The following is a 21,365-nucleotide window of genomic DNA, read 5'->3' as shown; positions in this document are numbered from 1 at the left end:
AACTCCGAACGTCCACACGCGACGCACGGCTTGTTGACCCCTGACAAGGCCTATGCCAGCAAACACCAACCAATGAGAATAGCAGCCTAAATCAACCCATGATCCACCTTAAATCGGCTGCAAACTGGTCTAAAATTTAGGACCACCTCTGCGTGCGCCGAAGCCCGGGATGCCCGGCGTAGCGAAGCGCCGTGGCCTCGATGGCCGCCAGAACATCGGCGCGGGGCAGGGGTGCCGGACGGGCGCGTGCTGCAAAACGCAACGCGTCAGGTTCAATAGCTGGTTCATCTTCACCGAGGATCGCCAGCTCATCAGCCGCGGACCCCTCTCCGATGCCGTCATTGTAAGTGCGGGCAAAGCTGCCCTGGGAGCGGGATACGGTCAGAGAGCCATCGCTCTCCATGACCAGTACCATCTGCGCGGTGGCGGGACCCGCGAGATACCAGAAAAGGAGAAGGCTACTTGCTGCCGCCCTTATCGGTAGAGGCCAGCTTGTGTGCCGACCCCTGGCAGAGGATTTCAGCGCTATAGCCACTTTCCACGAGTTCGCGGAAACGTGCTTCCGTAACCACATTCGCTGCCTCGAGCAGGAGCATGCGCGCGCTTTTGAAGAAGCCCGCGAAGTCAGTCAGGACTACGGTCGGTTTCTGGAGCTGGTGGGGGAGTGATGGGCCTCTGGGCCTGCAACAGACTTGCACCCCTTGGAAACCAGACGCAGATAACACCCTCATATATCTACTTTCTAGATAACAGATTTCATCCGCTAGCGACGTCATAAAAGGTATGTGACGCGTGGAGAAAACAATCTGGAGTACCGGGCATCTGGCCCTGTGTCAGTCTTTGGTCGGGTCCCGAAAACACGCGGGTCTGGGGCAGAAAGACTTGGCGGACAGGCTCGACTGTCATCAGTCTCTCGTGGCGCGCATTGAAAGTGTCCAGCGACGGATCGACGTTGTCGAGTTCATCGTATTGTCCCGAGCACTTGGCTTCGATTTAACGGAGGTTCTGGCGATCGTCGAAGCCGCCACGGAGCCGGACCACAAGATTTGAAAACAATGCAATTTTGGGGCGCTCCGCTTTGGATGTCCCCGCGTGAGATCAGCTACCTCAATGAAGAGCAGTTAGCCAACATCCACCACGTGCGGCCCACGGCGCGAGTGAGCGCCTTATGACACCATGCCGCAAATTCAGCGCCATAATGCAGGACGTCAGGAAACAGTGAACGATGATAAAGGTGAGGGCGTCGCGATCGCCAATCTGATCGGGACCGATGGGTGCAGTATCGTTGGTTGGGTGTATCGCTGGACTACAGGCGCGCATGTGGTGATGTAGAATGTCTTGGGGCCCAGCCGGTATCGGAAACCCTGCCGGATCTCACGGCGGAACAGAAGCAGGAAATCGACTTCGATGGTTTGAAGCGGATTGGACGCGGCGAAGGCGGATAGGCTCTTCAGCTAGCCGCCAGTTCATATGTGATGGATAGCGTCCGCCGGCATACCGGACATTGGGGTCGCATGCGGCGAACGCGGACTCTGAGCCCAGACCTCTCGGATGCTGCACAGCGTACCAATGCCCGCTCTCCGGACTGGGTGCGCTGGCGGCTGACTTCAATCAACTGGTCAGAGTTTCCACTCGAACCCGACGGCTTCTTCGGATGCATCCCAAAGCCGCGACATGACCGCTTTGTCGTAGGCGTGGGCGTTCAATGTGCCTTTGCCGACAAGGCCAACCATTTCCATGCGACCCGTTGGGCCATAAAGGGCGCGTTGCTCGGTCAGGGCCTCTTCGGTGGCACACATGACCTCCGGGTAGGAGCCTTGCTCTGCAGTCTGCACCATTGGCGTCTTGGTCATCAGCCAGAAAATCAAACGCATGACGCGGCTTCCGCTCGTGGTGATCAATGACGTCGCCGATGAGCCGGGATGACAGACGAAAACCTCGACGTCCCTACGCCCCGCCGCGGCCAAACGGTCTTGCAACTCGTAAGCAAACATCATCTGCGCCAGCTTGCTCTGGGAATAGGCGGTGTTCGCGCCGTAGCCCTCATCCCAGTTCATATCGTCAAACTTGATGGTCTTGAGGCCCATATTGTAGCCGAGGCTGGCGACAACCACGATCCGGCCCTTACTTTCCGCGATGCGATCAAAGAGCAGACCGTTCAGCAGAAAATGCCCATAATGGTTGGTGCCAAGCTGGCTTTCGAACCCGTCGACGGTCAGCTTGCGTGTCGGCACCTGCGCGATGGCCGCGTTGTTGATCAGCGCGTCGATCCGAGGGACCGTCTTTAGAACGTCTTCGGCCGCCTTGCGCACGCTGTCCAGAACGGACAGGTCCATGCGGATGAAGCTCACATCGGCCTGTTCGCCAATTTCCTGTTTCAGCTCCGCGATGGCCGCCTCGGATTTCTCGGCCGAGCGGTTCAGCATCACCACCTTGGCGTTCTTCTTCAACAAGATGCGCGCGGCCTGAAAGCCCGCGCCAGCGTTGGCGCCGGTGATGATGTAGGTCTTACCCGACTGGTCGCCGAGGCGCTCGGGTGTCCAACCTTTAGGTCCAAATGTCGTATCTGCCATGTTTTGTCTCCTGCCAGTCCAGACTGGCGGTTAGGGATGTTGTTTCTTGAAAGCACAGATAGAACCGGATTGGGCGGGCAAACAGGCGATATCCTCTCGATTTCTTGCCCAATCGTCTCAAACCTATTGCAAAGAGGAAAGTCCTCTGCCAGCTAATGTGCATGAGCAAAGACCAGATCAAAACCCTGATCGAGCGTCGTCTGCCAAAGGCAGGCCTTGTCGATACTGCACTGAAGGGCGTGCAGCTTTTCCGCGTGACCGAGGCCATGCCCTGCGTGCCTGCTGTCTACGAGCCCACGGTGGTGGCTATTCTCAGTGGCAGCAAGGTCGCTGTTCTGGACGGTGAGCACCACGTCTACGGCAGCGACAAATACCTGCTGTGCCCAATGACCTTACCGGTCGAGGCCGGCACGCCACAGGCGTCCGAATCTGATCCACTGCTCGGCGTCATGATCTCATTAAATCCGCGAATGATGCGCGAACTCACCATGGAGATCGAGACCGCCGCTGGTGGCAACAGACAATCGCGGGATGGCGCGCCATCAGCTTTGGCATTGGCGTCCTGGGATGGTGGTTTCACCCAGGCACTGCTGCGGCTTCTCGATTTGCTCGACCATCCGGTTGATCTGGAGGTGCTCGGACAGGGGCGATTGCGCGAGTTGTGTTATGCAGTGCTCATGGGCGAGGCTGGGGCCGCCGCAAGACGGGCTTTTGGTGTCGGCAATGAAATCGCGCACACCATCGACTACCTCTCAACCCACCTGAACGAACAGGTCACCATCGACGACATGGCCGACCACGTCGGCATGAGCCGGGCGGTTTTCCATCGACGGTTCAAGGAAGCCACGACACTGTCTCCGATACAATTCGTGAAATCCATGCGGCTGAACCACGCCGCGATGAAGATCGCGGAAGGAAAGACCGTGTCGGAGGCAGCCTGGGACGTGGGCTATCAAAGCGCCTCTCAATTCAGCCGCGAATTCAAGCGGATGTACGGCCAATCACCCCGGCAATGGAGCAACGCGGCGCAGGTGCCAGAACGAATAAATTAGGGGCGCACTCCGCGATTCAGACACACAGCCCCGAAAAGGAAAAACTCTATGGACATCCTAGAGACATCGACCGACTGGGCCCGGGCGGAACTGCTGTCAAACGGCCTATTTGCTCTTTTCGGAGTGATGTTTCTCGTGGCCAGCCTTCTTTCCTGGTCGAGGGGAGAAACCGACATGGCCATGGCGTTCGTGCTCCCGATGTTCGTTGCCGGAGTGCTGATGCTGATCCTCGGCGGCGGGCTATTCTACGGAACGTGGAAAAGTTTAGCAGGCTTGGCGACTGCCTTCGCCGAAGACGCTGCGGGCTTTGTCGCCGCGGAGATCGAGCGCGTTGACCGGACAATGGCGCAATATGACACGGCGGTTTTCAAGGTTATGCCGCTGATGATTGCTGCTGCCGCTCTGTTGGTCGTTTGCGTGAATAGCCCCGGCTGGCGCGCGGCATCTATTACGGCAGTCATCTTTCTAGGCCTCATCATGCTAATCGACAGCAACGCCAATGCTCGGTTGGAGGCTTATAAGACAAGCTTGGTTCCGGCACTGTCTGGTCGTTAGTTCTATGAGACTGCAACCGAAGGCCGGACGCGATAGCCAGCTCGCGTTCGTGATGGATGTCCGGCGTGAGGGGTGTTGCACCCATTGTGTGCGATGTAACAAACTTCCGTTTTATCCCGCTCAGCTGACCTCGGCATCGACAGCTGCGAACGACCGGTGATTGAGTAACTCCGAGCACTCAGGTCAATACGGATGAATGCCAACGCTGCCTTTGTCGGCACCAGTAGTTCACCTGCTCAAAGCCATAGTTCCCTTCGTAGTCACGCCAGTCGACGAAGACAGGCACAGGAGGATCGCGCAATTGATTGGATATGTCTGAGCGCGGGCGGGTATCGGGAGCGACGTACTTGTCACAGTCAGAGCGACTGCGACCGAGGGGAGGAGCTTCTTGAATAGATGACGCATGCTGACGGCCCTCTGTGACAGGGCCTAGCATACATACGAAAGTATACTATCGCGGCACTAAGTATAAATACGCATAATGAAGTTTATGTAAAAATGTCGGTACAAGAGTCAAAAGGCACAAAGCCTACATGGACCTGTGCGAAGAACGATACACAACAGGACAGTTCATCCTTTCGGCGTGCACAGTTTCCTGAGCCGCCAAGATTTCTTTCACGCACCACTGGCCCATCTCCCGATGGGGCAACAGGACGGTCGACAATCCCGGTGACAGGTGTTGCGCGATTTCCTGATCATCGTAGCCCATCACGGCAATCGTATCACCGATCTTTTCGTCGAGTTCCTTTAGGGCCTCATAACAGCCCACGGCCATCAAATCGTTTGCGCAGAATATCGCATCGGGGCGTGATTTTCCCGACATCAACTTCAATGTCCGCTGCGGGTCTGCACCTCGGTCAAAAATAGTTCTGCGACGCAGGCCGCGGTGAAGACCGCGGCCCGCGTCCGTTGAAAGGTTGACCTAGACGTATTCCACCGTCGTCATCATGCCCGCTGCCATGTGGTACATGTTGTGGCAGTGCAGGGGCCATTCGCCCGGGTTATTGGCATCGAATGCAATGGTGACGCTTTCCATTGGCGGCACCAGAACGGTATCGCGCATCGCGCCAGCCAATCTGGCGCGCCCGAGGCCGACCACCTGAAAATGATGGCCGTGCAGATGCATAGGATGTGACATCATCGTCTGGTTGCGCATTGTGATTTCAACCCGCTGACCGGCAGTGACCTGGATCGGGTCCCGTTCTTCGAACGGCTTGCCGGAAATGCCCCACGTGTAGCGGTTCATGTCGCCTGTCAAATCAATGGCAAGGTCAGCGTCGGCTGGTCTGGTTTCCAAGCCGTCTGCCGCAAGTAACTGTCGTTCGAGGTCAAGTAGAACGGGCGGCGCAGTTACCTCGGCCATATCGGAAATGCGGTCAATTTGTGCCCCGTTCGACGCCAAAATGATGCCGGTGCGCTCCTTGCCGCCTTCGAGTTGGGCAAGGATCGGATAGGCGCCGCCGCCCGCAGGGATCGACACGTCGATATCAAGTCGCTGCGCCATGGTGATTTCAAAACGAGAACCGGATATCGGTGAGACATCCACACCATCGACAGCGACGAGTTGCCCAGGCAGTCGTCCGGTATCAATCCAGAAATTGCTCGATGAGCCCGCGTTGATAATCCGCAATCTCACTTGACCGTTCCTTTCGATCTGAACGACCTCTGGATCAGAGAGATCACGGTCGTTCGCGAGAAAGGCATCGAAACCGACATCGTTCAGGTCCATTGGCATCGCGCCCATGTTCATACCGCCGCCATCCGTGCCCTGCATGTTGCCCATGTTCATGCCGCCGTGGTCCATTCCGGTCATGCTCCCGTCGCCGCCGCGAACCATTCCCATAGTCATCGCAGCAATACCGGACCCGACAACGGCCATTGCTTCGGACTGAAGCCTCGCAAAAATCTCTTCCGGAGACGTAAAGCTGAAATCGTGCAGGAGGATGGTAACAGACTGCCGGTCGGCGGTCGCATCCTCTGCAGATTCAACGATCAGGGGTGCCGCCAGAAGCTGTGCCTCTTGCAGCCCGAAATGCGAGTGCATCCAGTTGGTGCCGGATCTTTCCAGATCGAAGCGGTAATCATGGGTTCCGCCCGCTGGAATTGGCGGTTGGGAGACGCTGCTGCCATCATCGGAAAATGGCGGCGTCAGGCCGTGCCAGTGAACGACAGTCGGTTCGGCAATCGTATTCCTGACGCGCACATCGAATGGGCTGCCGACAGGCAGAACCAGCCCGGATTCCCCGGACTGGTTCGTAATGCCATAGACCGTTGCAGCACGCTCGCGCACGTCGAGCGTGCGAGTGCCGACGGTCAATGTGTTTTGAGGCGCTGACTGCGCAATGCCGCGCATGGGAAGGGCCATGCTTCCGCCAAACGCAGCGGCCCCCACCAGAACGGATCGCCGAGAAAGACGTGGCATTTTGGTTTTCGTCTCAAAGGTTCACAGGTGGTGTGGTGACAGACGTCAGCGTGGCGGTGATCAGCAGGATCAAGACGACCGCGATTATCTCGACTTTGATTGATCGTCTCAGGTGTAAAGTGGCACCCGGATGATTTGCCGCAAGCGCGGGTACGAATTTCAATTTGTTCAACGCAGCGAGGCCCATCAACCCCGAGACAACGGCAACTTTAGCCAACAAGGTCCAGCCGTAGGCCGTGGTCACAAGTCCGGAGAGGGATTCAACCATTATCCATGCAAAGGTGACACCGACAATCACCAGAAGGGCGACAGTGCCGCTTGCGATGAGACCGAAACGATGTAGCAGGTCTGCCCCGGTCTGGCTGCCAGCCGCACGGTGCAATGGTGCCAAGGCACCGACCCAGTACGCCGCCGCCAAAAGGTGAACGGTCAGCAGACTGGCCAGAAGCCATCTCGGATCCCCCAAAGAGTGACCAACGAAAGTGTAGGACGCTGCGATCAGCAGCGTCCCGACGAGTCCCGCACCAAGTCCGATCATGCCCTTAAAGATCAGCCCGAGAACCAGTACCTGACCAACGCCACGCAACAGCGCGGCATCGCCCAAGGGTGAGTCCCAGACGAACCCAAGCATCATCGGATCAATCGCACCCGAAAAGCCCATACCGGATATCCGCGCAGCCCTGATCCCGAAGCGAACCGCGAGTATTGCCAGGCCTACCAAAGCCGCAACGATGGCTATTTTCCGGGCAAGCGCGAGCGTTGCCTCTGGCGCGTTGCGAAACGACACCAGAAACAACGGCCCGCCCATCGCCAACAACGCGGCGGCATAGCCCGAGGCCTTCGCAAAGATCGCGAGAAGGCCCAAGGGCTCGATTGGTGCGAGACCTTCCATGGTTTAGCCCTCGACGTTGAAGTTGAAGCTGCCCTGCATCGGGTGGCCATCGGGGGACAAGGCGCGCCAATCTACCGTGTAGGCTCCGGCGGCCAGGTCAGCAGGCGGAACTGCCTTGAATTCCGTCACGGCATCCATACCGGTTTCCCGCTGGACTTCGACGTTGCCGTCCGGACCGGTCAAGCTGATCGCGGTCACACGCATTGGATCGTCAAAGCGCATCTCGATCACCTCTACGGTGTCAACGGTCGCTTGGTTTGCGGGCGTCGTATTTTCGGCCTTGGCATGGGCGAATGCGCCTGTTGCCACAGTTGTCAGGACGAAGGCTGCAAAGATTGTAGTTTTCATGATGTGTTCCTTGTTTTGTGTTGGTGGCACGAACGGAGTCCGGCCGGTTTGGTTTTTGAGATTGATGAGGACTTCGCGTCCGACATCTATCTGTCGGCCCGCGTGAGCGGACCAGCAGAGGTCATGGTCGCAATTGCCGCAGGTCTGCCGCCTCTGACGATCGGGCGGAACGAACTGCCAGGCTCGTGGCAGAACGCCGTCATGATCACGTCATGAAGCTGGGGAAACTTACGTCCGCATTTGCGAGTGGTGCTTCAGGCCGGACAAACTTCCAACCATCGGCCCCACGTTTACCAAGCGGGCTAATGTCGTCTGGAATTGATGAGCGAGACCCTGTTACGGTCCAAACCGGACCAAACCGAGGTTTTATCCCCAATGGCCTTTGATCTCATTGGCGATTTGGTCGCCCTTCTTATTTCTGAGTTCATCAGATTTCTCTCTCGATGGATTAACGCAAAAAGCGCCGCCTGTTTAGAATTTTGTGCGCTGCAGCCCTTGAGTGAGAAGGACGCAGGACTTGTCACAAAGCTAGGCTGGTCGGGGAGGGTCGAGAGGGCCAGAAGTTTCGATTCCTGTCAGAACCAGAACGAGCTGGACGAACCACGTGCTATCAGTGGCGTGCAAAATACTGGCACGCCGCTGGTCTGGAACAAGAGCAGGGGCATGATGACAGACCTCCGCTGTCTTGGCATTTGCCTTACAACATAGGTCTTTTTCTGAATGGCCGCTGTCTGCAGCAAATTGGGTATGCTCCAACGCCTGTTCAACACTTTCCGCCGTCGCTCCGGAGAGCGACGTCGCAAGGACCAAAGCCGAGATTAGGATCGCGCGCAGAAAGTACATGAGACGGAAATAGGGAAGTCTTCTAAGCAATCCAACCTGGTCAATTGTATCGGTTTGTCACGCCGGACTGGGCCGCCGCGGGCAAGACAGGGCAAATCGGCCTTCGTGGCTTTTGCCAAGCTCGACGAGATGATCGGGCTTTTGAAAGTGACGTGAAGACAGGTTTTTTCAGCGTTGTTTCGTGTGTGACGGATGCCAAGGCAATACCCTTTTCCTTTCTCTGAGAATGGCTTTTTCGCGGCCGAAGTAGACATCAGCCGGCGTGACGTTGTTCAGGCTCTCGTGGGAACGTTGGTTGGTGTAATAATCGACGAATGCCCCGATCTGGCGTTCGAGATCGCCGGGAAGATAGTAGTTTTCCAGCAGTACGCGGTTCTTCATCGTTTGATTCCAACGTTCGATTTTGCCGTGTGTCCGTGGATGGAACGGAGCACCACGGACATGATCCATATTTTGCCCTTCCAGCCATTCGGCCAGATCACCAGATATGTAGCACGACCCGTTATCACTGAGCAGGCGCGGTTTGTGTCGAACAACTGCTTGGTCACAGCCTGATGCTGTCAGAGCGAGCTCAATCGTCTCGGACGCATCACGGGCCCGCATGGTTGTACAAAGCTTCCATGAGATGATGTAGCGGCTGCAATCATCCAGGATCGTGTTCAAATCGTACCAACCCCAGCCGATGATCTTGAAGTAGGTAAAGTCCGTGTGCCACATCTGGTTGATGGTAGTGGTTTTATCCGTGAACCCGTCGGCTGCTTTGATCACCACGTAATCTGGTGCCGTGATCAGATCAGCGTCCTTTTCTAAAATGTCTAGCAGCTAGAGGTTCAAGAGGAAATCAATGACAATACTTTGAGGTCAAAATTTCAGAAAAACCGACCCGTCGTCGCGCAATAATCGATGTATTTCTGCCCATGATGCGCACGCAGCCATGGTTCTTCAGCGTCAGGGGCCAGGACCAAAGCAACGATGCCGATAACAACGACAGGCCACACCCAAATCGACGAAAACAAAAGGCCAATGCCTAGGAAAATGGCGATGTCAGCCAGCTATTTTGGGTTACGTGAGTAACGGTACAGCCCTGTAGTCACAAGTTCACCCTTGCCCCCGCTCGTCGTTTTCAGGCCGATCGCAAATGCGCCCCGCCATGCGACAAGGTTACCAACCAAGATAAAGGCTGATCCTGATACCCACAGAAACGAAGAAGGTACGGCTCCCTCTTTCCACACCGAAAGCCCGAGGCTTATCGCGGCAGTATAGACGGAAAGCGTCAAACCCCACGCAACCGTCGGAATTTTGGACTTGAAATCCCTGGGCGGCCAAATGCGCTTGCTGGGAAAACGATGGACCAGATAAGCGCACAAATCAAAACCATGCCCGACAGTATGCCGATAACGAACACGATGGTCTGACCCGCCGTCATGGGCCATGTCCAAACACCTCGGCATTGTCATGCATATCGTCGCGCGCTTCAAACTCGAGCGTGGAATGTTCGATGGAGAAACGATCAGACAGCATTGACTTGATATTTTGCTTTATCGCTTCGGCCTTTTCCAAGTGCACCAGGTCGACAACAACGTGGCAGTCCAGCGCCGCTATATGCTCCTGCATTTGCCAAAGGTGAACGTGGTGGACTTCGATGACACCATTGATCTTTTCAATGGCGTCGACCACCTCGTTGCCGTCAATGTCCGGTGGGCTTCCGAGCATGAGGGTTTTGATCGGCCCGCCGATCTCGGTGAGGGCCAGATAAAGGATATAGAGCGCAATACCGATGGTAATCGCCGGATCGACCCATCGCATGTCATAAAGGATAATGAGCGTCCCGCCGGCAATGACCGCCACGGACGCCAATGCGTCCGAAAGGTTGTGGAGGAAAAGCGCGCGGATGTTCACGCTGCCTTTCTGCATCGAATAGGTCAGCATCGCGGTCAATGTATCGACCACCAATGCGATCACGCCGAGGATGACAACCGTCCACCCCATAACTTCGGGGGGATCGATCATGCGCATACCGCCCTCGTAGATCAGGTAAAAGCCGATCACGATCAGGGTCGTGTAGTTGATCAGAGCCGCCACGATTTCGACTCGGCCATACCCGAAGGTCATGCGCTCATCGGCCGGACGGCGCGCGATTTTGCGCGCGGCGAAGGCAATGATAAGCGAAGCCATATCAGAAAAATTGTGCAGCGCGTCCGCAATCAAGGCGAGGCTGCCGGATAAAATTCCGCCGATGATCTGCGCGACAGTCAGAAGCCCGTTGGCCCAGATCGCAATTCCGACCCTTTTGTCGCCGGACTCAGGATCAATGTGGGCATGGTCATGCGGCATTTGGTGTCTCCGGATGGATATGCGTGACGTTTTTTTCGGTTTGAGTCGACCGCTGCGCAAGGCGCGGACACGGGCGTTCATCCAATGGCGGATGATATGACGATAGAGAACCCCACGAACCAGGCCAAAGGACTGTTCGTGTGCCATGTAGAACGCATCCGGGTCCTCGAAGATCCCGAAATCCTGTACGATCCCGGTTTTCTGGATGTAAGTATCCGCGCCGGTCCAGTCGACGGCAGGCGCATCGATGCAATCCGTTCCGGCGCCATAGCCGCACAGGCTCTGGGCGGTCGGGAAAGAGGTCTGCAAGGATGAAAGGAAGGTCTTGTCCAGAATGAAGCCTTCAAGGTTCACCCACGACCCATTGTATTCGACCTCGACCCATGAATGCAGGATCTCATCGGGCGCAATCGGAAAGACCAGTTCCGGCACGACGCCGCGTTGCAACCCCTTGTGGATCGTGAAGCCATGCAACCGGCACCGGACCCCCACGGCCCTGAGAAGCGCCATCAATAGCGTCCCTTTGGTGTTGCATTGCCCATACCCATCCGAAAGCACCTCGGATGCAGGAATATCGTCCGCGCCGTTGTACCCAAAGGCGATGTCGTCGCGAACGAAATGGTAAACCGCTCCGATCTTTTCGAATTCCGCCATCGTTTCCCAGCCGCGTCCTGCGATCAGGGACCGTATGGCAGGATCATGAAAATCAAGCAGCGCAGTGGCATTTAACAATGAATCAATCGTCATATCCTCGTCCTCGAATCAAGATGGGATCGGTGTAGTCTCTACAGTCGCTATAGGTTCAAGCAAAAATTGCTCCGGATCGTCGTGAATTGCTTTGTGGTGTTCTTTGTGCGCGTTTCGCAAAATCTCTATCCCGCCCCAGAAGGCGATGCAGGCGACGACGACCCCCACCGCCAGATCGGGCCAGTTGGACCCGAGCCAAGCGACGAGGCCACCCGCGACCACAATGCCAAGGTTGGCCGCAAAGTCGTTCCAACTGAACGTATTCGCGGCCCTGATATGACGTCTGGATCGCGCAACCGTGCCAATAGCCAGACGCAGACGGCATTGATGGCTGCGGCGCTCAATGGCATGCCGCTCCCCTAGCTGCGTAGGAAACACTTACGCATTTTCGCGTTTCCAGTTTCGTTTGGCCCGTTTGGTGTGACTGTTCCCACGACACGGACATAGTCCAAGCAAGCAGAGCAGAAGACGGGCTCAGACCCTGCGGGGTGCCCAAAAATAGTCGCGCCACCGACAAGACAGACAGCAGCGCCCTGATGTCACCAGGCCCAGATGACAAAACAATCGGCCAATGCGGCGTGTGGATTGGCGATTGGGGCCGGCCCTCAGGCACCGATCTCCTGATGATTGGTGAGGCACTCCGAATGGTCGCGCAACACCTCAAGAACACGACAGTCAGCCGTATTCCCGCCGCTGCATTCATGGACCATGCGCTTGAGCTCAGTGCGCAGCGCTTCGAGACGGATCATACGTTGCTCAACCTGTTCAAGCTGGCGGCGTGCGATGGCATCCGCATCCTCGCAGGATGTGTCCGGGTTGTCCGAGAGTTCCAGGAGTTCCCGAATAGCGTCCAATGAAAAGCCGAGCTGTCGCGCATGGCGGATGAAGGCCAGACGATCCAATTCAGCATCGCCATAGCGTCGCTGCCCGCCTTCTGTCCGGCCGGGCTCCGGCATCAGTCCGATTTGCTCGTAATATCGGATGGTCTGCACTTTGGTTCCTGTTTTCCGCCCGAGCGTTCCGATGGTGAGCATATCTATCTCCTGTAAAGTAAAGTCACTGTAGATATGCGCCGCAACCAAGGCAAGGCACGGCGGTTTTCTGCTGAAGCGTGACACCCCGCCGCACTGCCGCAGAAAGGCCTTGAACCTCTAGCCGCTAGAAGTTTCATCCACCCGCAAGGAAGAGGTCTAAGAACAGTTCCTTGCGGGTAAAATTGGCAGTCCTTCAAAAAGTGCTGTGGCTTTTGGCGATCGCGGCAGCGGTATCCTTTGCCGTGTTCTAAATTTGGTGCGACCAAAGCAATACGCGCACTTTCGTCGACGCGCCGGCGTTTGAAGCTGGGTTCGAACTCACCGATCATCGTGGCATGGTGCGCTCCCAGGATGATTTTGCGGGTCGCTGGATGCTGGTCTTTTTCGGCTTCACCTATTGCCCGGATGTTTGCCCGACCCCCCTGTCCGACATCTCTGCCTGGCTGGAAGACTTCGGGCCGGAGGCCGAGGGCATGAATGTGATCTTCATCACCGTTGATCCTGAACGTGACACCGTAGAGGCAATGGCCGATTACGTCAGTTATTTTCATCCCTCGGTGCGCGGCTGGACTGGCCCTGGGGATGAGATCGCCCGCGCGGCAGACGGATTCCGAGTGAGATATGAAAAGATCCCGACCGACAGTGGCGATTACACCATGAACCACACCGCAAGCGTCTTCCTGTTCGATGAAACGGGCAGATTATCGGGACCAATCGACTATCACGAACCGCGAGAGTTTGCGGTTCCAAAGATCAGACAGGCCTTGGAAATACCAAGCGAGGAGCCGGTATGAAAATCAGACATTGGGCCATGGCGGTTGCCATGACGGGCGGCATTGCCGTCTTGACCATCGCGGTGTCGAACCCATGGGGTGGATTGGCCACTCCGGAGGCACTTGAGACGGCTGGGGAATGGGCACCGGAACCTGTAAAGGCCCCGGCCGTGGATGGCTTGGATGCGCTGACCTTGACCGAAGGGAGCGCAATTTCGCCTCCCGCCGGTCCGCAACTTTTCGCTCCGGTGCTGACGCTGGCACCCGAAGACCTTTTCACATCCTGGTCTGGGAAAGTCGCCACGGGAGGAACACTCGACAGCCTGTTGATGGAGGCCGGCCTGAACGCGGCGTTGCGTGCCGAGGTGGCCCTCGCCATCGGCGCGGAATTCGATCTGCGACGCCTGCGGCCTGGACATACACTAACTGTCAATACGACCCTCTCGGGTGGGCTGCACGCCGACATCCCGGCGCGTTTCGCCGTTGATTTGGCCCAGATGCTGGGCGGGACAGTTGATTTTCGTCGGGAATTGCAGGGCGGTGAAACACCGCAGGTTTTGTGGCGCGAAGCACGCTTGGACGACATGCGGATTGGTCAGCCAGAGATAACGTATGCGGCGCTTGACCTTGGCCACGCGCTTTACGAAGTGGTGTGGCCGGAGGATGGAACAGGGCAAGCGACGATATATGTAAATGGAGAACTGTTGCGGGTGTTCGTACAACCTGTCGACGGTGCACGGGTCAGTTCGGTGTTCGGGCAACGTCGCCATCCCATCTACGGCAACGTCAGAATGAACACAGGTGTCGATTTCGCGGCCCCCATGGGAACACCGGTTCATGCGACAGCGCTTGGACAGATATCCTTTGTCGGCTGGCGAGGCGGATACGGCCGAGTGGTCGAAATCGCCCACGGTGCGGATACAATGACCCGTTACACCCACCTGAGCGCGTATCGTGATGGACTTGCCGTTGGACAACGCGTTTCCGCTGGGGATGTCATCGGCAATGTTGGGGCTTCCGGAACAGCGACCGGTCCAAATATGCATTACGAAGTGCATATTGACGGCAATCCGATTGACCCTCTCACTGATGACCGGCTTGCGGCGGTCATCGCTGGTGAAACGCATGATCCCGATGGGAACTTACAATAAAGCGATGTTAGAACCCTTCTTGTAACCACCCTCTCCACTGAGCGTAAGCCAGATGAAAATGAAAGGCTCTGACCCATGAAATCTTTTCTGACATCGCTTACCCTCGCTCCTGTCGGGTTCACCGCTGCTCCCGCATTTGCGCAAGATACTCCTTTCGAAGTGATGAAGACCAATGGCTGTGGATGTTGTCTTGGCTGGATGAACCATCTGGAAGACAATGGCTTTGCACCGACGGGTGAAGACATGCATGGCGGTTTGCTCATTCGTCAGAGGATAGACAGCGGCGTGCCGCAAGCCATGACGTCTTTCCATACCGCATTTGTCGACGGTTACGTGATCGAAGGTCACGTGCCTGCGGCCGACATCCGCCGACTTCTTTCGGAACGCCATGATGCCGTAGGCCTCGTGGTGCCCTGCATGCCCTACGGATCACCGTGCGTGGGCCCCGATGACAATCGCGAAGCATATGATGTATTTCTGATCAACGATGATGGATCTACTGACGACTTCACATCTTACTCTGAAAACTAGACTGGACATATCATGGAATCGCTCTCCCCTCTCGCCCTCGCCTTTTTGGGCAGTCTTGCCGCTGGACTAATGACATCGGTCGGAGCAGTTCCGATTCTTTTCGGTCGTTTGCCGTCTCAAAGCACGCGAGACCTGTCACTGGGTTTTGCCGCAGGCGTCATGTTGGCGGCCTCTTTCTTCTCCCTGATCATACCGGCCCTCGACGCAGCCGAGCCAATGTACGCAAGCGAAGCGATGCCAGCAGCCATCGTTTGCATCGCAATTCTTTTGGGTATGGGTGCCGTCGCGCTGATGAACGAAAAGCTCCCGCACGAGCATTTCAAAACCGGTCGCGAAGGCCCTGCATCTGCGTCGCTACGGCGGGTCTGGCTGTTCATCATTGCGATCACGATCCACAACTTCCCCGAAGGTCTGGCTGTTGGCGTGGGCTTCGGGTCGGGAGGCGTCGCGGGCGGCCTGCCCTTGGCGATCGGTATCGGCTTACAGAATGCGCCTGAGGGTCTCGCCGTTGCGGTCGCCCTTCTTGGTGAAGGCTATTCCAAGTTCCGCGCTTGGGGCATCGCGGCACTGACGGGACTGATCGAGCCGATAGGTGGTGTGATTGGTGCTGGCATAATCTCGATTTCAGAACCTCTTTTGCCATGGGGGTTGGCTTTTGCAGCTGGTGCCATGCTCTACGTTATCAGCCACGAAATCATTCCTGAAACCCACAGAAACGGACATCAGAACAGGGCGACACTGGGCCTCGCCGTCGGTCTTGTCATTATGCTGTTCCTGGATGTGTGGCTGGGGTAGGCCATAAAACCGATGACAACAGGAAGTCTGGCCCTTGTCGCGGCCCTGCTGATTGATCAGGTAACCAAGACGATAAGAGTCGATAACGCGGGACGGATCGGATCCGGACATCCGATTTTCCCGGGCTTCGACCTCGTTTTCGGACGCAATTAAGGGGTAAGTTTCGGGCTATTCGATCAGGCTCCATGGTGGAGTCTATCGGCACTGGCTGGCATCATCTGTACTGGTCTGGCGGTGATGCTGGTTCGTGCGACGAATAGGATCAAGGCCGTCGCCTACGGTGCAATCGTCGGCGGCGCACTCGGCAGTGTCGTTGACCGTTTGCGGTTTGGCGCGCTCACCGATTTTCTCGATTTCTATGTGGGCAGCCTACATTGGCCAGCATTCAATCTGGCAGATGTCTTCGTGGTTGGCGGTGTCGCACTGCTCTTTTTCGTGCCTGGCCCAAAACCAAATCAGGCATAGATGTCGATCGGCGTTCCGTTCTTCACCATGGAATAAATCTCTTCGATCTGGCGATCAGTGACGGCGATACATCCCGCCGTCCAATCCCGGACATTCATCGGATCGATTCCACGTCTGGGGCCGCCGTGGATAAAAATGTCACCGCCGGGGGACCGGCCTTGCGCTGCGGCAAAAGCACGGTCTGCTGCATTCGGGTAGGAAATGCCGATTGAAAGGTGAAACTGGCTGTTCGGGTTGCGGCGGTCGATGATATACGACCCTTCTGGCGTTTTTCCGTCGCCCTCGAACTGCTTGTGACCAACCGGTGCGAAGCCCATGCCCATGGGGTAGGTCCGCAATGGCTCGGTCGCCCCGTCAAGGACGATCAATCGCTCTGCCTTGTAGACCCGCACGCGGGTGACTTCGGGACCGTCGTAGGTCCGGAACTTGCTGGCGCATGCGGACAGGAAGGTCATGAGCCCGCCCAACAACGCGCCGCGTCGAGTGATAGAAAGTGCTTTCATGGTCTGCCCCAATTTTTGATTTGTTTTGCACGACCCTACTGCGGACCCCTCCCAAAATCAATGTCCGTGGGCAAGGGCACCCAATGCCAGTTGCTCTCCTACACCATCCCTGTCGTCGGGCGTGCTTCGCGTATCTTTCGACCGCAAGAGACGCAACGCATTCGCCACCACAACCAACGACACACCGACATCCGCTGCAATCGCGCCCCACATGGTCGCCATTCCGAACGCCGTCAGCCCGACAAATAGCGCCTTTGTCGCCAGCGAAATCCCGATGTTCTGGCGAATGATCATCATCGTACGGCGCGAATGGCCGATCAGCCAAGGCACCTTACCGATATCGTCGGTCATCAGGGCAATATCGGCCGTCTCGATGGCCGCATCTGACCCAACCGCTCCCATCGCGATCCCATAATGGGCGCGTGCCATGGCTGGGGCATCATTTACTCCGTCACCGATCATCGCGACCATATCATATTTTGCCACCAACTCTTCGATGGCAGTGACCTTGTCCTCCGGCAAAAGCTCTGCGCGCACTTCGTCAATGCCCACTTCCGTCGCGACAGCCCGCGCCGTGCGTTCGTTGTCGCCCGTCAGCATGATAATCTTTTCCACACCCTGCGCATGGAGCTTGGCGACGATGCCCTTCGCGTCAGGCCGGATCCGGTCGCGCAATTCCAGAAGGCCGGTCACACCGGTCTCGTCTCCGACCACGACAAGCGTGTTCCCCGCGCCTTCAACGCGGTCACGGATATCTGACGGGATAGATGGGCCAAAACCCTTTTCCTCGGTGAAGCGATCCGATCCAAGCCAGACCCCCTGCCCGTTCATACGCCCCTCAAGCCCGCGGCCCGGCACTGTTCGGGTGTCTTCCGCAGCACTGACCGCGATCCCGTCCAGTTCAGCCCGACCCAAAATGGCGCGCGCCAACGGGTGCGAAGACCGCGCTTCCAACGCGGCGGCAAGCGCCAATAGGCTGCCTTCTGTGGCGTCGCCCAAGGGATAGACGGCGGCAACCTCCGGCTCGCCCATCGTGATGGTGCCGGTCTTGTCCAATGCCAGAGCCTTTAAGCGCCCAGGCGCTTCGACATAGGCCCCGCCTTTGATAAGTACCCCGGCCCGCGCGGACGCAGCCAACGCCGCGACGATGGACACAGGGGTAGAGATGACAAGCGCACAGGGGCAGGCAATCACCAGCAGCACAAGCGCGTTGTAGAACCAATAGTTCCAGTCCCCACCCATCAACAGGGGCGGTAAAATCGCGATCGCAATCGCCAGCAACATGACGATCGGGGTGTAAATGCGGGCAAATTTGGTCACCCATTGTTCGACTTCAGCCCTACGCGAATGGGCGTCGCCCACCATGCGGATGATCTTGGACAAAACGGTGTCTGTTGCGGCCTTCGTCGCGCGGACCGTCAATGTGCCCTCACCATTGATAGTGCCAGCATAGACATCGTCGCCAGCCTCTTTCGGCACCAAAGCACTTTCACCCGTGATGGGGGCCTGATCTACCGCCCCTGCCCCATCGGTCACCTCGCCATCCAACGGGATGCGGTCGCCACCTCTGACAATGAACTGGGTGCCGACCATGACCTCCGCCGCGGGTACATCGGCCTCTGTCCCGTCATCTTTCAGGACACGTGCCGTCGGCGGGGCCAAATCAAGCAAAGCGGACACCGCATTTCGCGCGCGCCCCACGCTCCAGCTTTCAAGGTAAAGCGAAAGCGAAAAGAAGAAGGCGACCGTGGCGGCCTCGAAATATTCGCCCAGAACGATCGCGCCCGCAACGGCAACGACCATAAGCAGGTTCATATCAGGTGACAGACGACGGGCCGAGGACCACGCCTTTGGCGCAACCAACCAGACCCCGAATAGGATCGCGAGGCCAAAAAGGACGACCTCGACCAACGGCATGGCAGACTCGCCGTGGCCCGAAAACAGCCCCAGCGCGCCGCTCAGACCCGTCTCAATGATGTGGTAACCGAACCCCGCAGCCCAGAACCCGCCGCTGCCAATTGTGAACCATTTTTGTTTGGCAAGATGTGCCGCTTGATCCGCACTCGCGTTTTCGGCGTCCCAAGGACGTGCCGACATGCCCGTGCTGGCGACCAATTCCATGACTTGGGCATCCGATAGGGACGTGGCGCTGTCCAGAACCGTCATGCGCCCGTTGATGACATCGAACGCGAGATGTTCGGCACCACCCAACTTGGGTCCTACAACTTTCGACAGAATCGAGACTTCCTCGGCGCAATCCAGACCGTTGACCTGAAAGCTGCGACCGTTCGCGGGTGGCGGCGACGCCGGCACGACACTGCTCTGATCTGACCCGCAACATGCGCCCTCATGCGCATGATCGTGGGTATGCGCAGGGTTGGAATGATCGTGTTTGCTGTGATCATCGCCTGCATTGTCGTTTGTCATGACACTCTCCGAATTCATGTTCAGGAGTAACGTAATTGCTACAGCCGCTTTAGCTTCAAGCCCTAAGTGAACTGACTTCGCTTTTTTCGGGTTGGGCCCGACTGGCGTTGCAAGATGGCGGTTGGGATGCAAAAAGTAGACCAGTACTAAGGTTTAACGCGAAGTCGATTGGACCACTTGATCATTGCTAGGCTTGGATTGCTGATGGGGACTGGAATATTCCTTGCGGCTTGCGAACCTGTCGTTGTTCAGGAAGACCCGAACACCGCCCGGCTTTTGCCAGAAGACAAATGTTACTGCTATATGCACCGCGGTCCGGTTGAGACGACGTTGCTGCCACTTAGAACGTTTGATGGTCGGGCAATTTGTGTCGCTCAATCAGCGTAGTGCCGAGGACGGTAAAGTCAGCGGTTGCATCCTTTGCCGTCCTCGACGTCATTTGGCCGTCGATTTAGCTGCTTGAAACGACACTATCTTCTGCAAAGTACAGATAGGTGGTGAAGCCCATAGCCACATTCGGATACAGGTCATTGATGTGGGCCATGACCATGCGTACGCAGCTGGAACTAGCCCGCCCACCGATAGAGCGCGGGTGCGGAGATCCGTGGATACGAAGAAGCGTGTCGCGGTTTCCGGTGTAGAGATAAAGCGCCCGCGACCCCAAAGCATTGTTTGGGCCAGGATCCATACCATCCGCCCATTGGGCATACTCAGGATTGCGTTCGATCATGGATGCTGTTGGCGTCCAAGTCGGCCATTCGACCTTGCGTCGGATTGTATAGACGCCGGGCTCGTACAGATTTCCGCGCGCGATCGCGACCCCATACCGCATGGCCGTTCCGCCCTCTTCGATGTGGTAAAGATAGCGGGCAACCGCATCGACGTGGATATCGCCCGACGTCAGATTGTCTCTTGCCTCGACGCGTCTTCGAAGAAAGCGTGGCTGAATTCCCATGGATTGGAGGTTTCGGGCACATAATTGGCGGGTGTAACCTGTGCATCCCACGTTGCTTTTTGCAAAGCAGAGGGCGCTGCGTTCGCAACGGTCGGAATAGCCAGAGGTGCAGAAAACAGGACCGCAGTCGTTGAAACGAAATGGCGTCGTGTCAGTCTAGTGGTTTTCCTCTTTACGTCTTGCAATCGGTCACGGTTGGAACCGTCGTCAAAGACGCCACCACCCTAAAGCAGCCTTAGGGTCAAGCCCCAATTTTCCTGCGAAAGAGTGAACTCCGAGGCTGCCCGCCGAGCGCGAAAACCTCGATTATCTGAAAAAAGAACGTCAAACGCCTATGGGGATGCGAGTTCCGCAGCGATAGCCGCCGCCGCGACGGTCTTATCGTCCGCATCATCCTCCCGAAATTCTTGCGTCTCAACCCCCGGAAGCTGTCCGAAATCATCGGACAGATTGTTGGGGAACCAGGTTTGTCCAATGCTCTCAAAGCCGGGCAATTGACGCAGCAGTCTTGATGTGAATCGCGAACAATTGGCTTGCGGCGCCGGTCCGGATGCGATGGCCAGACGCAGTGCCTGTTCTGCCACTTCGGCCGAAACCGGAACCGTTTGACCAATGACATAGTAAGTCTCGCGGGCGTGGAAACTGACGTAGTATTCCTCCAAACGTGGAGACGCCCCGTACAATACATCATTGCGTTCTGGCATTTGTTCCTGTTCCCAGGATCCAGCGGGGTCAAAGATGACCCGCTGGCTGGCATTGATCAGCAAAGCCGAATGCGCGCCGTTGCCCGAACTGACGTTTTTCATCGTGTAGAGGGTCAGGTATTTGGGGCCCTTTTCGCGGTGGATGTAGCGGGAGATCGCGTCATCGGGGGCCCAGACCTCTGGTGCCGAACAGGATGCAACGAGCATGGGAAGCCCGGCGATAAAAAAGCGTCTGTTCATTGGTTAAGCCCCCGACAAAAA

17 protein-coding genes and 7 pseudogenes are annotated in these 21,365 nt (G+C 57.0%); 9 read left to right on the top strand and 15 right to left on the bottom strand.

Going from position 1 to position 21,365, the window contains the following annotated elements; genetic code table 11:
• Nucleotides 1-154: 154 nt before the first annotated feature.
• Nucleotides 155-415 (bottom strand): annotated as a pseudogene (locus tag ACTG36_RS12980) (lytic transglycosylase domain-containing protein); the annotation flags it as partial.
• Between the two features lie 377 nt (nt 416-792).
• Between ACTG36_RS12980 and ACTG36_RS12975 the strand changes: the two are divergent.
• A complete protein-coding gene (locus ACTG36_RS12975) occupies nt 793-1,050 on the top strand; it encodes a helix-turn-helix domain-containing protein (RefSeq protein WP_375280900.1) in 258 nt (85 codons plus the stop codon).
• A gap of 569 nt (nt 1,051-1,619) precedes the next feature.
• Here the strand turns inward: ACTG36_RS12975 and ACTG36_RS12970 are convergent.
• Nucleotides 1,620-2,573 (bottom strand): SDR family oxidoreductase, encoded by a 954-nt coding sequence (locus tag ACTG36_RS12970; protein WP_375280899.1) that lies wholly within the window; start codon nt 2,571-2,573, stop codon nt 1,620-1,622.
• 161 nt (nt 2,574-2,734) lie between these two features.
• Between ACTG36_RS12970 and ACTG36_RS12965 the strand changes: the two genes are divergently transcribed.
• Nucleotides 2,735-3,625, top strand: a complete 891-nt coding sequence (locus ACTG36_RS12965) for an AraC family transcriptional regulator (RefSeq protein ID WP_375280898.1) — start codon at nt 2,735-2,737, stop codon at nt 3,623-3,625.
• Between the two features lie 48 nt (nt 3,626-3,673).
• On the top strand, nt 3,674-4,180 hold the full coding sequence (locus ACTG36_RS12960; RefSeq protein ID WP_375280897.1) for a hypothetical protein: 507 nt from the start codon (nt 3,674-3,676) through the stop codon (nt 4,178-4,180).
• A gap of 529 nt (nt 4,181-4,709) precedes the next feature.
• Here ACTG36_RS12960 and ACTG36_RS12955 read toward each other — a convergent pair.
• From ACTG36_RS12955 to ACTG36_RS12940, 4 genes are all read right to left on the bottom strand, one after another.
• Nucleotides 4,710-5,045, bottom strand: a complete 336-nt coding sequence (locus tag ACTG36_RS12955; protein ID WP_375280904.1) for a substrate-binding domain-containing protein — start codon at nt 5,043-5,045, stop codon at nt 4,710-4,712.
• A gap of 57 nt (nt 5,046-5,102) precedes the next feature.
• Nucleotides 5,103-6,545, bottom strand: coding sequence for a multicopper oxidase family protein (locus ACTG36_RS12950; protein WP_375280896.1), 1,443 nt, complete (start codon nt 6,543-6,545; stop codon nt 5,103-5,105).
• 70 nt (nt 6,546-6,615) lie between these two features.
• Entirely contained in the window at nt 6,616-7,494 is an 879-nt protein-coding gene (locus ACTG36_RS12945) for a copper resistance D family protein (RefSeq protein ID WP_375280895.1), read from the bottom strand.
• A gap of 3 nt (nt 7,495-7,497) precedes the next feature.
• Complete coding sequence (locus tag ACTG36_RS12940) at nt 7,498-7,842, bottom strand: copper resistance CopC family protein (RefSeq protein ID WP_375280894.1); 345 nt, start codon at nt 7,840-7,842, stop codon at nt 7,498-7,500.
• A gap of 48 nt (nt 7,843-7,890) precedes the next feature.
• Between ACTG36_RS12940 and ACTG36_RS12935 the strand changes: the two genes are divergently transcribed.
• Nucleotides 7,891-8,058, top strand: coding sequence for a hypothetical protein (locus tag ACTG36_RS12935; RefSeq protein WP_375280893.1), 168 nt, complete (start codon nt 7,891-7,893; stop codon nt 8,056-8,058).
• Nucleotides 8,059-8,853: 795 nt separating this feature from the next.
• On the opposite strand, the pseudogene ACTG36_RS12930 reads toward ACTG36_RS12935, so the two are convergent.
• The 5 genes and pseudogenes from ACTG36_RS12930 to ACTG36_RS12910 form a co-directional block, all read right to left on the bottom strand.
• A pseudogene (locus tag ACTG36_RS12930) lies at nt 8,854-9,495 on the bottom strand (transposase); the annotation flags it as partial.
• Between the two features lie 612 nt (nt 9,496-10,107).
• Nucleotides 10,108-11,019 (bottom strand): cation diffusion facilitator family transporter, encoded by a 912-nt coding sequence (locus ACTG36_RS12925; protein WP_375280892.1) that lies wholly within the window; start codon nt 11,017-11,019, stop codon nt 10,108-10,110.
• Nucleotides 11,009-11,766 (bottom strand): annotated as a pseudogene (locus tag ACTG36_RS12920) (transglutaminase-like domain-containing protein). The gene ACTG36_RS12925 and the pseudogene ACTG36_RS12920 overlap by 11 nt, the downstream one beginning before the upstream one ends.
• A 15-nt stretch (nt 11,767-11,781) precedes the next feature.
• A pseudogene (locus ACTG36_RS12915) lies at nt 11,782-12,116 on the bottom strand (hypothetical protein); the annotation flags it as partial.
• A 255-nt stretch (nt 12,117-12,371) separates the two neighbouring features.
• Complete coding sequence (locus ACTG36_RS12910; RefSeq protein ID WP_375280890.1) at nt 12,372-12,800, bottom strand: MerR family transcriptional regulator; 429 nt, start codon at nt 12,798-12,800, stop codon at nt 12,372-12,374.
• Nucleotides 12,801-13,051: 251 nt separating this feature from the next.
• On the opposite strand from ACTG36_RS12910, the gene ACTG36_RS12905 reads away from it, so the two are divergent.
• From ACTG36_RS12905 to lspA, 5 genes and pseudogenes are all read left to right on the top strand, one after another.
• Nucleotides 13,052-13,594, top strand: a complete 543-nt coding sequence (locus tag ACTG36_RS12905; protein ID WP_375280903.1) for an SCO family protein — start codon at nt 13,052-13,054, stop codon at nt 13,592-13,594.
• Nucleotides 13,591-14,796: pseudogene (locus ACTG36_RS12900) on the top strand (M23 family metallopeptidase). The gene ACTG36_RS12905 and the pseudogene ACTG36_RS12900 overlap by 4 nt, the downstream one beginning before the upstream one ends.
• Before the next feature lie 3 nt (nt 14,797-14,799).
• Nucleotides 14,800-15,255 carry a DUF411 domain-containing protein gene (locus ACTG36_RS12895; protein ID WP_375280889.1) on the top strand — a complete coding sequence of 152 codons (456 nt, stop codon included), beginning with the start codon at nt 14,800-14,802 and terminating at the stop codon, nt 15,253-15,255.
• A gap of 12 nt (nt 15,256-15,267) precedes the next feature.
• Nucleotides 15,268-16,050, top strand: a complete 783-nt coding sequence (locus tag ACTG36_RS12890) for a ZIP family metal transporter (RefSeq protein ID WP_375280888.1) — start codon at nt 15,268-15,270, stop codon at nt 16,048-16,050.
• Nucleotides 16,051-16,062: 12 nt separating this feature from the next.
• Nucleotides 16,063-16,515, top strand: a pseudogene (gene lspA, locus ACTG36_RS12885) (signal peptidase II).
• On the opposite strand, the gene ACTG36_RS12880 reads toward lspA, so the two are convergent.
• From ACTG36_RS12880 to ACTG36_RS12865, 4 genes and pseudogenes are all read right to left on the bottom strand, one after another.
• On the bottom strand, nt 16,506-17,018 hold the full coding sequence (locus tag ACTG36_RS12880; RefSeq protein ID WP_375280887.1) for a L,D-transpeptidase family protein: 513 nt from the start codon (nt 17,016-17,018) through the stop codon (nt 16,506-16,508). The pseudogene lspA and the gene ACTG36_RS12880 sit on opposite strands and share 10 nt — an antisense overlap.
• 57 nt (nt 17,019-17,075) lie before the next feature.
• On the bottom strand, nt 17,076-19,445 hold the full coding sequence (locus ACTG36_RS12875; protein WP_375280886.1) for a heavy metal translocating P-type ATPase: 2,370 nt from the start codon (nt 19,443-19,445) through the stop codon (nt 17,076-17,078).
• A 451-nt stretch (nt 19,446-19,896) separates the two neighbouring features.
• A pseudogene (locus ACTG36_RS12870) lies at nt 19,897-20,504 on the bottom strand (L,D-transpeptidase).
• 228 nt (nt 20,505-20,732) lie between these two features.
• Entirely contained in the window at nt 20,733-21,344 is a 612-nt protein-coding gene (locus ACTG36_RS12865) for a hypothetical protein (RefSeq protein WP_375280885.1), read from the bottom strand.
• Nucleotides 21,345-21,365: the final 21 nt, after the last annotated feature.

The sequence above is a fragment of the Pseudooctadecabacter sp. genome (assembly GCF_965657175.1).
Lineage (GTDB): Bacteria > Pseudomonadota > Alphaproteobacteria > Rhodobacterales > Rhodobacteraceae > Octadecabacter.
The sequence above is the reverse complement of the archived record's forward strand: the minus strand, read 5'-3'. Positions and strand labels throughout refer to the sequence as shown.